This is a genomic window from Trichlorobacter ammonificans, from assembly GCF_933509905.1.
Classification (GTDB): domain Bacteria; phylum Desulfobacterota; class Desulfuromonadia; order Geobacterales; family Pseudopelobacteraceae; genus Trichlorobacter; species Trichlorobacter ammonificans.
Window position 1 is genome coordinate 2,855,530 of the sequence record NZ_OW150024.1, and the last position, 12,537, is coordinate 2,868,066.

14 protein-coding genes are annotated in these 12,537 nt (G+C 63.6%); 1 reads left to right on the top strand and 13 read right to left on the bottom strand.

What is annotated here, in order from left to right:
* Positions 1-57: 57 nt before the first annotated feature.
* The 11 genes from RAK07_RS13105 to RAK07_RS13150 form a co-directional block, all read right to left on the bottom strand.
* On the bottom strand, positions 58-1,107 hold the full coding sequence (locus RAK07_RS13105; RefSeq protein ID WP_305733461.1) for an IS481 family transposase: 1,050 nt from the start codon (positions 1,105-1,107) through the stop codon (positions 58-60).
* A gap of 127 nt (positions 1,108-1,234) precedes the next feature.
* A complete protein-coding gene (locus tag RAK07_RS13110; protein WP_305733280.1) occupies positions 1,235-2,374 on the bottom strand; it encodes an ATP-binding protein in 1,140 nt (379 codons plus the stop codon).
* A gap of 93 nt (positions 2,375-2,467) precedes the next feature.
* Positions 2,468-2,875 (bottom strand): PaaI family thioesterase, encoded by a 408-nt coding sequence (locus RAK07_RS13115; RefSeq protein WP_305733281.1) that lies wholly within the window; start codon positions 2,873-2,875, stop codon positions 2,468-2,470.
* On the bottom strand, positions 2,865-3,284 hold the full coding sequence (locus tag RAK07_RS13120) for a SelL-related redox protein (RefSeq protein WP_510181709.1): 420 nt from the start codon (positions 3,282-3,284) through the stop codon (positions 2,865-2,867). The genes RAK07_RS13115 and RAK07_RS13120 overlap by 11 nt, the downstream gene beginning before the upstream one ends.
* Positions 3,285-3,410 (bottom strand): hypothetical protein, encoded by a 126-nt coding sequence (locus RAK07_RS14115; protein WP_510181708.1) that lies wholly within the window; start codon positions 3,408-3,410, stop codon positions 3,285-3,287.
* A 63-nt stretch (positions 3,411-3,473) separates the two neighbouring features.
* Entirely contained in the window at positions 3,474-4,190 is a 717-nt protein-coding gene (locus tag RAK07_RS13125; protein ID WP_305733283.1) for a DUF6901 family protein, read from the bottom strand.
* A gap of 12 nt (positions 4,191-4,202) precedes the next feature.
* Entirely contained in the window at positions 4,203-7,145 is a 2,943-nt protein-coding gene (locus RAK07_RS13130) for a proline dehydrogenase family protein (protein ID WP_305733284.1), read from the bottom strand.
* Positions 7,146-7,163: 18 nt separating this feature from the next.
* Positions 7,164-8,054 (bottom strand): arginase, encoded by an 891-nt coding sequence (gene rocF, locus RAK07_RS13135; protein ID WP_305733285.1) that lies wholly within the window; start codon positions 8,052-8,054, stop codon positions 7,164-7,166.
* Between the two features lie 13 nt (positions 8,055-8,067).
* Complete coding sequence (locus tag RAK07_RS13140) at positions 8,068-9,156, bottom strand: putative NPN-dependent ornithine cyclodeaminase (RefSeq protein ID WP_305733286.1); 1,089 nt, start codon at positions 9,154-9,156, stop codon at positions 8,068-8,070.
* Positions 9,156-9,473, bottom strand: coding sequence for a hypothetical protein (locus RAK07_RS13145; RefSeq protein ID WP_305733287.1), 318 nt, complete (start codon positions 9,471-9,473; stop codon positions 9,156-9,158). The genes RAK07_RS13140 and RAK07_RS13145 overlap by 1 nt, the downstream gene beginning before the upstream one ends.
* Positions 9,461-10,240 (bottom strand): class I SAM-dependent methyltransferase, encoded by a 780-nt coding sequence (locus tag RAK07_RS13150; RefSeq protein WP_305733288.1) that lies wholly within the window; start codon positions 10,238-10,240, stop codon positions 9,461-9,463. The genes RAK07_RS13145 and RAK07_RS13150 overlap by 13 nt, the downstream gene beginning before the upstream one ends.
* Positions 10,241-10,312: 72 nt before the next feature.
* On the opposite strand from RAK07_RS13150, the gene RAK07_RS13155 reads away from it, so the two are divergent.
* Positions 10,313-11,218, top strand: coding sequence for an AraC family transcriptional regulator (locus tag RAK07_RS13155; protein WP_305733289.1), 906 nt, complete (start codon positions 10,313-10,315; stop codon positions 11,216-11,218).
* A 2-nt stretch (positions 11,219-11,220) separates the two neighbouring features.
* On the opposite strand, the gene RAK07_RS13160 is transcribed toward RAK07_RS13155, so the two are convergent.
* Together RAK07_RS13160 and RAK07_RS13165 are read right to left on the bottom strand one after the other, a co-directional pair.
* Positions 11,221-11,685: a pyridoxamine 5'-phosphate oxidase family protein gene (locus RAK07_RS13160; protein WP_305733290.1), complete on the bottom strand. Its 465-nt coding sequence runs from the start codon at positions 11,683-11,685 to the stop codon at positions 11,221-11,223.
* A 150-nt stretch (positions 11,686-11,835) separates the two neighbouring features.
* The gene (locus RAK07_RS13165; RefSeq protein ID WP_305733291.1) at positions 11,836-12,498 is read right to left on the bottom strand and encodes a flavodoxin family protein; all 663 of its coding nucleotides are present in this window, start codon (positions 12,496-12,498) and stop codon (positions 11,836-11,838) included.
* Positions 12,499-12,537: the final 39 nt, after the last annotated feature.

A 12,537-nucleotide genomic window follows, 5' to 3' on the forward strand; every position in this document is an offset into this window, starting at 1 on the left:
CCCAAAGGGTGTACAGAGATAGTATTCACCTGACAGTGCCCTTGAATGGGTCGTGATTTACGCTGCCAGTTTGTAGTCCTCAGTATCTGAATCGTCGTTCTTTGGCAAGCCGTCTATGAAAACCGTGTATGGCGTCCTGCCAAGCATGTTTCTGCCTTGGTGTGGGCGGTCGTAGTTGTAAGTCTTGAGATAGGTGTCCAGATCGGTCTGCATCTCGTCCAACGACTCGTACCACTTGGTGCGGCCCATTACCCGGAAGTGTTCGTCAAGCAAGGTTCTGTGCAGCCGTTCGACAAAGCCATTGCTCTGCGGACGTCTGACCTTGGTGGTGCGGTGCTCGATCTCTTCAAGCTGTAGGAACAGCTCGTAGGGATGATTGTCCGGCCTGCCGCAGAACTCCCTGCCATTATCCGAGAGGATGGTGCTGATCCGGGCGTCATGTTCTTCAAAGAACGGCAGTACGTCTTCATTAAGCACATGCACGGCAGTGACCGGCAGCTTATTGGTGTAGAGCTTGCCCCAGGCGTAGCGTGAGTAGCAATCAATGACCGATTGCAGGTAGACTTTGCCGACGCCTTTCAGAGTGCCGACAAAGAAGGTGTCCACTGCTACGAGATCGCCGGTGTGGCTGGTTTCGATGTGGCGCTCCCTGAACTCCGGGCTGAAACGTTCCAAGGCCCTGATCTGCTCATCTGACAGTTCGAAGGCTTGTTCCCGGACGCTCTTTTCAAGTCGCAGCATCCGTTCCTGTTTGGTCAGCAGGTTGTGCCTGCTCCAGACTCCGCGAACGCCTCCTGAGCTAACCTGGGTACCTTTAAGAGCTAACTCGTTGGCAACCCGTAGCGGGCCATGACCGGGATGAGCCAGGCAGTGTTCAAGAATCGCCTGCTCTACAGATTCATCGACTCGGTTAGGATGCGGGCCTCTGGCTCCGGGCATCCGATCAACCAGACCGGCTGAACCGTAGGTCTGATAGTTTCGACGGATTTCATAGAACTGCTGCCGCGAATAACCCATGAGCTTGCAGGCTTTGCTGACATTCGAAAGATCGGCGGCCAACTCTAGCAAACTGAGCTTTCTTCGTGATACTTTCTCGGCGGTGGTCATACTGTTCTCCTTGATGGAAAGATTTAGTCTGAGCAACTTCATCTTTTACCATTCAAGGGCAGTATGGCCACCAACTGAAAATGGCCAACTGTCAGGTGAATACCATCACACTACACAAAGGGAACATTTATTCCGTGCCAATAGTTCCGGCCTGCCCCCAGGGAAGTATCCGGGTTGTACCGGAGTCAAATCGCTGATCCCCGCCGTAGATCAGCCATGAGATCTGCTCCGTGTTGCCGGAAAGATGCACCCATTTCCTGAGGTTGTCCGTAAAATCAGCCGCAACGGTTGTGCCGGATTTGATCTCCACCGGCATCAGGCGCTCCCCCTCTTCCAGGAGCAGGTCAACCTCCAGCCCCCTGCTGTCGCGCCAGAAATACAGATTGGACGGCCTGCCGTCGTTCCAACGCTGCTTGAGAAACTCCGCTACCATCAAGGTTTCGAACAGATTGCCCCGTTGAGCATGAAACGCCATATCCTCCGGCTTGTGTATGCCCAGCAGCCAGGCTGCCAGCCCCGCATCGCAAAAATAGAGTTTGGGCGATTTGACCAGACGCTTGTTGAAGTTGCGGTGGTGAGGACGCAGCAGATGGATGATGTAGCTGGCCTCCAGCACCGCAATCCAGGCTGCCGCGGTGTTGTGGGTGATGCCGCAATCGGCGGCCAGTGAGGAGAGGTTCAGTAACTGGCCGGTACGGGCGGCGCACATCCGCAGGAAACGCTGGAAGGTGGAGAGGTCACGCACATTGATCAGTTGCCGCACATCACGCTCAACATAGGTGGCGACATACCCGGCAAACCAGTCGCCGGGCAGCAGGTCACGGTCATGCAGGGCCGGATAGCCCCCTGTGAACAGCAGTTCATCAAGGGTGGCGGGCAGCAGGGAAGCATCGGCAAGTTCGTTGATACCGAGGGGAAGCAACTGCACCATGCCCACCCGTCCGGCCAGTGACTGGCTGATACCGGCGAGCAGACCAAACTGCTGTGATCCGGTCAGAACGAACATACCGGGACGCAGATTGGCGTCAACATGGGTTTGCAGGTAGGAAAACAGGTGAGGGGCGCGCTGCACCTCATCAAGTATGGCGCCATCGGGATATCCGGCAAGCAGCCGACGCGGGTCGGACTCGGCAATGACGCGGACATCCGGGTCTTCCAGTGAGAGATACGGTTTATCGGGAAAGGTTGCCCTGGCAAGGGTGGTCTTGCCGGACTGCCGCGGGCCGGTTATGGCTATAACCGGAAATCCATGGGCAAGGCGCTGCACTGTTTGTTCTGATTTTCTCTTTATCATGTCGGCAGGTTATGGCCATTTGCACAAATTGTCAATTCAATTTATAATTTGTGCAAATTCGCAGAATCACAACGATCCGGTCAACATCAACGAAGCAGTACCATGCACCACCAGCTTGCCGTGCTGATTGGTTACCTCCACCCGTACACTGGCGGTGCGGCGGCCGATATGCAGCAGTTCTGAACGGGCGGTAAGACGATCTCCCACGCCGGCTGGGCGGACATAGACAACGTTCAGGCTGGTGGTGGTGCAGGGGGTGGCGGAGGGGAGCAACGGGCGGGGAAAGAATGCGGCAGTATCCACCAGGGTGGCCAGCAGGCCGCCGTGGGCGCCGCCGAAGTAGTTGCGGTGGCGGTCATCCACCGTCACCTCCATCACGGCATGGCGGTCGCCGATCTCGACAAGCCTGATCCCCAGGGTCTGCAACAGGGGGATGGCGCTGGCGGTTTCCAGGGTGGCAGGTTCAATGCTCATGGCTGCTCCGTATCATGTGCAGGATGGTCTCCACCGGCGGACGGTCGGCTGGTCCGGTGCCCACATGGTGCAGGCGGACGATGCCCTCCGGGTCGATCAGCACATCGCCGCCCCGCTGGTGGATGTCGTTGGTGGGGCGGTGCAGTTTCTGTCCCTTCAGCAGTTCCCTGAAATAGACCCGCCAGTTTTCCGGCCCCCACAAATCCCAGAACGAGGCATGCAGCATATCGTAGGCATGGTACACTTCCCGGCCTGCATCAATCAGCAACGGCCAGTTGAGGCCGGTCTCCGCAACGTAGGAACGGGCAAAGAAATCATGCTCAAAGGTGACGATCACCACCTTGACCCTCAGGCTGTCCAGTTCTGATTCATGATCACGCAACTGCGTGATGTGCGCCCGGCAGGGCAGTCAGCCCAGGTGCCGGTGGAACATCAGCAGCAGCCAGCTTCCCCGGTACTCTTCCAGGCAATGTGCATGCCCCGTCGTGTCGTTCAAGGAAAAGGGAACGGCCGGCTGTCCGCTCAAATTTTTCATGGCACCCTCCGTGTAATCGCTTCAGCGCCTCGTCCCGTCGGACGCCGCTGGCCGCCACAACCGTCACGACAGTGGGCTGTGCTCGTCGCAGTAGACGGCAAAGTGCCGTTCGTACTCCCGCAGGGCGGTACGGGCGGCAATGGGCACCCCCTTGGCGAAGCAGTCCAGGATGACGATGGCATTCACGGCGGCATCCTTGTCGCTGGCCGCGCGCAACCGCTCGGCAAAGCTCTTGTTGACTATCCTGATCCGGTCGTAAATCTGTTGCAGCCCTTCCAGGGACCAGTCGGGGGCCTGTCCTTTCCTTGCCCTGAAATACTGGGCCATCAGGTACATGGAGACCGTCCGGAACTCGGTCTCTTTCATGGAGGCAAAGGGGAGGTGAAAACGGACCATCGGTCTCAACGGGTTCATCACCGGACAGCCGGCACTCACCATGATGATGCCCATCAGCGGCCCCAGACCGCTTTGCAGCGAGGCATCCTTGAAGTAGCCGCGCTGGCTGTCGCTCACCTCGATCCGGACCTTCTCGGAAGAGAGGCGGTCCTTGAAAAGCTCGACGATCCGCGTCAGGTGGACGGCAACGGGACAGTAGGGATGCGTTGCGGGATTCAGGGGACAGACGCGACACTGCCGGAAGCTGATGTCGGTCCAGAAGGGGGGAGAAACGTCCCCTTCCGGAATCAGGGCCAGGGTATCCCCGTCCAGCCGAAGCAGCACCTCCCGTACCTCACCATTTTCAAAGCGGAAACAATAGGTGATTGCAAGCATCGCGGACATGCCGTCTCCTTGTTATGAAACCGCCGGGGCAAACCCCCGGCGCATGGTGTTTTCCGTCACCACCCGCTGGTCCATGAAGTGCGCTAGGTACTCAGGCCCGCCCGCCTTGGTGCCCAGACCGGACAGACCGGCGCCGCCAAAGGGCTGGCGGCCCACCATGGCGCCGGTTATGGCGCGGTTCAGGTACAGGTTGCCGACCCGGAATTCCCGCCCGGCGCGGGCGATATGCTCCGGGGAGCGGCTGAAAAGTCCGCCGGTGAGGGCAAAGGGAACGGCATTGGCCCAGGCCAGGGCCTGATCGAAATCCGCCGCCCGCAGCACCGCCAGCACCGGCCCGAAAATCTCCTCCCGGGCCAGCCGGTGTTCCGGCCTGATGCCGCCGAAAATGGCCAGGGGCACCCAGTACCCTTCCCCCTCCGGGACCGGGCTTTCATAGAGTAGGCGGCCCTCTTCACGGCCAACGGCAAGGTACTCCAGAATCTTGCGTTGCGCCGCCTCGTCGGCCACCGCCCCCATGGCATGGGCCGGTGATTCCGCCGGACCCAGTCGCCAGGTGCGGGCCGTCTCCACCAGGCGCTCCACAAAGCGGTCATGGATGGCCTCCAGAACGATCACCCGGGAACAGGCCGAGCATTTCTGCCCCTGGAAGCCGAAGGCCGAGGCCAGCACCTGCGGCACCGCTTCGTCCAGGTCGGCGTCATCGTCGATGATGACGGCGTTCTTGCCCCCCAGCTCCGCGATCACCCGCTTGAACTGCCGCTGGCCGGGATGGAGCGGGGCGGCCCGCCGGACGATGCGCTGCCCCACTTCCAGGGAACCGGTAAAGGCGATCAGGGCCACTGCGGGATGGTCCACCAGCAGGTCGCCGATCTCGCTGCCCCGCCCCGGCACGAAATTGAGCACGCCGTCGGGAATGCCGGCAGCCGTGAACAGCTCCACCAGCCGCCGCCCGATGACTCCGGTCAGCCCGGAGGGCTTGAACAGCACCGTATTGCCGGTGACCAGGGCCGCGGACACCATGCCGCAGGCAATGGCCAGGGGGAAGTTCCAGGGAGCGATCACCACGGCAACGCCGCGCCCCTCCCGATACAGACGGTTCTCCTCCCCCGGCACGACTCCCACTGCACAGGGCACGGCCAGACGGCACATTTCGGCAGCGTAATACTCCAGAAAGTCGATGGCCTCGGCCACATCGGCATGGGCCTGGTCCCACTGCTTGCCGATCTCCAGCACCTGCAGGGCCGCCTGCTCATAGATCTGCTCCCGCACCAGCGCGGCCACCCGCCGCAGGCAGCCGGCCCGCTCCGCCGCCGGCGCGGCCCGCCAGGCGGGGAAGGCGGCAGCGGCGGCGGCAACGGCCTGTTCAACCTCGGCGCTTCCGGCCTGGCAGACCTGACCCAGAATCTCCGAGGGACGGTTGGGATTGCGGCTGGCAAGACGGTCCGTTGTCGCCACGTCCCGGCCGTTGATGAAAAGCGGCACAATCTGCCCTGAGCGGCTGCGGGCCGTGGCGATGGCCGCGGGAAAGGCCTCCCTCACCTCGCTGCGGGTGAAATCAACGGCCGGTTCGTTGCGAAATTCCTCGGCAAAGGCCTCCATAACCGACGCCGGCTGCCCCGCATGCTCCGCCGGATCGTGCAGCAGCCGCGCCACGTCTGCCTGATCCTTGAAGGTCAGCCGCAGGAACGATTCATTGGCCGTGTTCTCCAGCAGGCGCCGCACCAGATAGCCCATCCCCGGCACCAGCTCGCCGTAGGGGCAGTACAGGCGCACCCGCCCGGCCTCGGCACGGATGCCGCGCCGCACCGGCTCGGCCATGCCGTAGAGCATCTGGAACTCGTAGCGGGATTCCGGCACCCGAAGGCTCCTGGCCGTCTCCAGCACGGCGGCGATGCTGCGGATGTTGTGGGAAGCGCAGGCCAGGTGACAGATGGGGTGGTGCTTCAGGATGACGGCGGCCATCCGCTCAAAGGCGGCGTCGCTGTCGGCCTTCACCGTGCGCACCGGCACCGGCCAGCCCAGCTGCTGCGCCCTGACCGTCTCGTAATCCCAGTAGGCCCCCTTGACCAGGCGGACGGCAATGGGGGTGCGCTGTTCCTCCGCCCAGGCCAGCAGTCCGGCCAGATCGTCTTCGCTGTCCCGCAGGTAGGCTTGCAGGGCGATGCCGATATGCGGGTAGTCGCGGAATTCTGCTCTCAGGCGGCGATAGACCTCCAGGGTGATCCCCTTGAAGCGGTGCGACTCCATGTCGATGCAGAGAAAGGCCCCGGCCCGGACGACCTGCTGCGCCAGGATGCGCAGCGGCGCCAGGATGCCGCTGACCGAGCCCTCGAAATCCATGGGGTTGGCCAGGGGAAAGAAGGCGGTGGGCTTCACCGCCAGGTGAACCGGCGGCGCCTCTTCCAGGCCGGGCAGCGTTGTCCAGCGGCTTTGTTCAGCGCTCAGCAGCTCCAGCAGTTGCAGATAGGTGGTCAGGTACTGCTCCGCCTCGGCATGGGAGAGGGTCGCCTCCCCCAGCACGTCCAGGGCAACGGCAAACCCTGCCCGGTTCAGTGCTGCCAGCCGGTCCGACAGCTCGTCCGGACGTTCGGCCAGGATGAACTGCCGGGCCATCTCGCGGATATTGGCGGAGATGGCCCGGGCCAGCAGCGCTCCCCCCACGGAGCCCAGCATGCCGGCCATACGCGCGCCGCGTGCCAGCACCGGCGGCAACTCCTGCCCGTCACCGAAATACTGGCGGATATGGTCCGTAATCTGTGCATGGCTCGTCAGTACCGGAAAGACATCCACAAAGCGCAGCAGGCTGGTCTTGAAGCCGGTGTTGCCCAGGCACCATTCCATCACCCTGCCGGTCCAGGTGGCGCTGTTGAAGAGCGCCGGTTTTTCATCGGCAATAGCGGCAAACAGCGCGCTGCCCCGTTCGATGATCCGTCTGTTCAGGTCGTTTTCAGCCATGGTTTCCTCACCGCGCCGTCACAGAATCCGCTTGCCGAACAACGAGGCCGCCAGCTCCGCCGCCAGTTGAGCGGTGCGGTTGTGCCGGTCCAGAATCGGGTTGATCTCCACGATATCCATGCTGCGGCAGCAGCCGCAATCGGCAATGATCTCCATGGCCAGCTGGGCCTCGCGGCAGGTCAGCCCCCCCGGCGACGGGGTGCCGACGCCGGGGCCGTCCTGGGGATCGATGCAGTCCATGTCCAGGCTCACATGGAGGCTGTCGTGGTGTTCCAGCCGGTCCAGGGCCTCGCGCAGCACCGCGCCGATCCCCCGTTCGTCGATGTCGCGCATGGTGTAGATCGTCACGCCGCTGGCACGCAGCCGTTCCCGCTCCCCGGAATCAAGGTCACGGATGCCGATCAGCACCACATCCTCCGGCTTCAGCAGGGGGCCGGGGCGGCCGATGGCGGTCAGCTCCGGGTAGCCTTCCCCCAGCAGCGCTGCCAGGGCCATGCCGTGGATATTACCGCTCAGGGTAGTTTCCGGCGTGTTGAAATCGGCATGGGCATCGATCCAGAGCACCCCGCGCGGCGCTTCGTGGGTTACCCCACCGATGGAACCGATGGCCAGGCTGTGATCACCCCCCAGGAATAGCGGCGTCTCGTTGGCGGCAACCGCCCGTCGGGCCGCCCCGTACGTCAGGCGGCAGGCTTCCGCCACGGAAGGAAGATAGTGTTGCTCCGCCTCGGCCGCCACGGTTTCCCGCACCGCCACCTCCAGGTTGCCGCTGTCGCAGACCCGGTGTCCCAACCCTTCCAGCTTGGCGGCAAGTCCGGCGTAGCGCAGGGCCGCCGGACCCATGTCCACTCCCCGCTTGCTCTGCCCCAGGTCCACCGGCATGCCGATGATGCGGATATCCCTGCCCATCGCTCCCCCCCGGTCAGCACAGATTATGGCGCAGGTTCACCACGAAATCCTGCACATTGGTCAGAATCGGCGCCGCCTGCAGCGAACCCCGGTTGGCCAGCTTGTCCACGCTGAACTCGCTCATGTCCACCACGTAAAAAAAGACCGGCCGCACCGTTCCGGCGGCATCAACCTGATACCCCGGCAGCATGTTGCCGAAGGCGATGCTGTGCAGTTGCGTAGCCAGGGCGACCACGGTGGTGGCCCGTCGGGCATGGACCCGCATGGCGTCCTGAGCCGCGCAGGCATCGGCGATCACGCCGGGCAACGGCCCGTCGTCGCGGATCGAGCCGGCCAGCACCCAGGGCACCTGCTGCCGCTCGCAGGCAGCCATGATGCCGTCGCTGATTCCCAGCTCCCGGATGGCGACGGCCAGGGAACCGCAGCGCCGCACCCGGTTGATGGTGTCCAGATGGTTGCAATGCCCCCCCGGCCGCAGCTCCCGCGTATAGATATCCTGACCCAGGCCGGTGCGAAAAAGGGCCGCCTCCAGATCGTGGGTGGCCAGGGCGTTGCCGGCCAGCAGGGCGTGGCAATAGCCCGCCTCTACCAGCGCCGCCATGGCGTCGCGGCTGTCGCGGTCAAAGGCCACCGCCGGCCCCAGCACCCAGACGATATGCCCCTGCTGCCGATCATGGCGCAGCAGGTCGTACAGCAGATCATAGGATCGTGAATAGGGGGTCTCGCGGCTGTTGCGGGTGCGGAAGGCAAACTCGTCGGCAGGAGCGCCGGCCGGCACGGCAAATCCGTCGGCATGGACATACACCCCCTCTTCGCCGCGGCCGGTCCTGGCAAGCACCACCGGATCGCCCCGCCGCACCGCGCGGGGTTCCACCACCCGCAGCTCATCGCCCCGCAGCAGGTAGACGCCGTCCATGCGCCCCTCCCTGGCCAGCAGCCAGCGGCCATCCCCCAGGTGCAGATACTCGGGAAGATTTGATGTTGCGTGGAATCGTTCGGGCAGGACACCGTCGGCAGGGGCCGGCGCGGTTTGCGCCTGCGGGGCATCGGCCAGGGGCGACCGGGTGAAGTCAGGGGGCGTGTAGGGGGGGAACAGCTCCATCAGATTTCCTCCGGAAAGCCGGCATGCATCTGGTGCCGGTCACGGCATTCTTCGGTTCCGTGCTGACGGCATGGCAGCTTGCGGTAGTATAGCCCGCTTTCCCGGCGATGCAACAGCTCAGCCCGCAGCCGGCGTCCAACAGCCGCCGGACCGGCACGGCGACGGCCATGGCGGCGCGGGTGATCAACTTCACGGCCAGGGAGCGTCCAGCGTGGCGCGTTGCCCGGCCTCCAGGTTTGAGCACCGCTGCCCATCGGCATCGAACCGTTCTCGATTTCCTCCGCCGTCGATTGCTCCGCGCAGTTCATTTTCTGCACGCCTGCCCCTCCTTCCTGCCGGTGAACACGCCGATCGGCACCGTGTAGCGCACCCCGTCGTCGCCATGGCGGGCATTGATTCCCAGGGCGTCGATACCGATGTCGGCCGTAACCATCTCTCGCAACAGCTCCCGACCGCCGGGTGCCGGAAAGGAGGCGGCAAGCTGCGCCTCCAGCCCCAGCTCCACCCCGTAGTCGGCCTGCCGGCAGTCGGTCAGACCGCTGTTCAGAAACAGAGCGGCGAATTCCGCCGTGGTCAGGGCATGGGTGTGGGACGGGTCCCGGATCAGTTCCAGGCGATCATAGGCGGCAACCTTCGCCGGGTCCATGGCAACGTCCGCCACCAGCACCCGGCCGCCGGGACGACAGACCCGGACCATCTCCGCCAGCACCCGGCCGGGCTCATGAAAATGGTGAAAACTGTAGCGGGTGATCACCAGTGAAAAGCTGTTGTCCGGCCAGGGGAGCGGCAGCGCATCCCCCACCACCCAGTCCAGGTTATCCAGCCCCTGCTCCTGTTGCCGCTTGCGGGCCTGTTCGATCATGGCCGGGGTGATGTCGATGCCGGTGACCCGGCCGGCACGGGGCGCAACGACACAGGCCACCAGTCCCGGCCCGCAGGCCACATCCAGCACGGTGTCGCTCCGGTCCGGCTGTGCCATCTGCAGCAGCAGGTCCAGGGCATCCAGGTGCCCCGGCAGCTTGGCAAAGGGAATGGCCTGACGGGTGAATTGATCAACAATCTGCTCCTGATGGCTGCGGCTCATGGTTGCCTCCTTCGTACTAAGGTAAGGAAACTATACCTTGCCGCCACATGGCAATCTTTCTATAGTATGCCAATGACTATCGCAAAACTGACACGACTGGCGCCGGTGGAGTTGGGGTTCCGACTGGAGGCCGAGCTGCCGGTCATCCCCCTGGCCCTGGAGGTGAGCCCGCAGCAGCTGCAGGCCCGGCAGGTGGGCTGCGCCGCGGCGCATGCCCACCCGCGGGGACAGCTCATCTACGCCAGCAGCGGCGTGATGCGGGTTATCTGCGGCCGGGACATCTGGGTGGTCCCCCCATCCCAGGCGGTCTGGGTGCCGCCTGACCAGGAGCACGAGGTCTATTTTCCGGGGGATGTGGCCCTGCGTAACCTGTTCATCGACCCCACCGCCACGGCGGGGCTGCCGCTGCGTTGTGCCGTGCTGAAGGTGTCGCCGCTCTTGCGGGAGCTGATTCTCAGGGCGGTATGGATCGGCGAGGCGTACCGGCCGGGGGACGAGGGATGGCGGCTGATGCAGGTGCTGCTGGACGAACTGCGCCGGGCCGAGGAAACGCCGCTGCATCTGCCCATGGCACGGGATGAGCGGGTGATGCGGGTGATCGAGGCGCTGCTGGAACGCCCGGAAGACACCCGCAGCCTCGATGACTGGGGCCTGCTGGCCGGTGCCAGCGGCCGCACCCTGGCACGGCTTTTTGCAACGGAAACCGGGCTGACCTTCGGGGCCTGGCGCAAGCGGCTGTTACTGCAAGAAGCGGTCAAGCGGCTGGACCGGGGACAGCAGGTGACCCGCGTCGCCTTTGACCTGGGCTACCAGAGCCTGAGCGCCTTTATCGAAATGTTCCGCAGGGAGTTGGGGGCATCGCCGCGGCAGTATGCGCGGCAACGGGGAGGGACGTCTCACGCAATCCGGGCCGGCCAGGACGGCATGCGCTACGCTGCTGAACACCTGCGGACCGTTGCTGGAGCGAATGCATGCTGAGGCTATCTGCGGGCCTTGCCCGAAATGCTGTCGATGGAGATCCTGAAGGTTCTGGTCCTGTCGCCCATGGCAGCGATGTAACGACTCCCCTCGTCGAGAAACTGCGGCGAGTATTTTGCCACCAGCCCCTCCAAGGCGCGTTGTTTCTCTTCGGCAAAGACCTCGTCCGCCCTGCCGGTAACAATGACGCTCTCGTACCGGGTGGCAAACTGGGACGGCAGCAGTTCGGTGGCCCCCACCACACAGAACGAGACCCTGCTGTTGGCGGCCATATTCCGCACCTTGTGCCCCTCAAGTGCGCAGTGGATATACACGGCATTCTCCAGCACGCAGTAACTGAGCGGCAGGCCGTAGGGCCGGCCCTCGGCATCGGCGGTGGAGAGCACGCCGTACTCTCCCCGCTCCAGCAGTTCCCTCGCTTCAGCTTCCGTCATGCCCCGATCCGTGCGGCGCAGTTCCAAGCCCATTGCCACCCTCCTCCGTGTTCCTGCTATACCGGTTCCAGTTCAAGGATGCTATCAAGGCGGCGAGGAATCCGGCGACGCCGGCGTACACGCAGTACGCCAAAGGAGCCGGAGACGAGCCAACGAAGATAGGGCCTTGAAATGGAATTGGTATTACGCCCCGACGCCGGCTTCGTCGCCGGCCAGCCGGGTTCCCAGCTCATATGCCCGTTGGCAGTCCACGGGGAACGCCTCACTGCGCCGCTTCGCCTTGTGCGTCGGATCGAAGCTCTCGATCACGACCTTCGAGTAGTCGTCGACCTGGCAGGTGTCGAAGGCGTAGAGCGACTCCGCCGAACCGAGAAGCAACTGCGCGTAGCGCTCGTTGGACTTGAAAAGGTAGTCGTAGCCGAACTCTTTGCTGCGCTCTTCCGGGACGTTCATGGCGTAGATAAAGGCAGCCCTGATTTTCCGGGGAAACAGGGTACCGTAGGGGATAGTGTAGGTCAGGTACGGGAACAGCAGCCGCTCCATGAAACTGCGGGTTTCGCCGGTGACTGAACCGAAATAGATCGGCGAGCCGATCACCAGGGCATCGGCTGCGGCTATTTTGTCCAGCACCGGGGTGAGCCCATCCTCAAGGACGCACCTGCCGTAGCTCGCGCCACCCCTGAGCTTGCAGGCAAAACAGCTTTTACACCCCTTGAAACTGAGATCGTACAGATGGAACAGCTGGGTTGACGCCCCCCGGGTCGCGGCCCCTTCAAGGGCCTTTTCCACCAGCGTTGCCGTGTTCCACTGTTTCCGGGGACTGCCGTTGATGCCGATAACGTTCATCTGTCTCCTCCGCTGACCAGGGGCGTGCCTGGCGTCTGT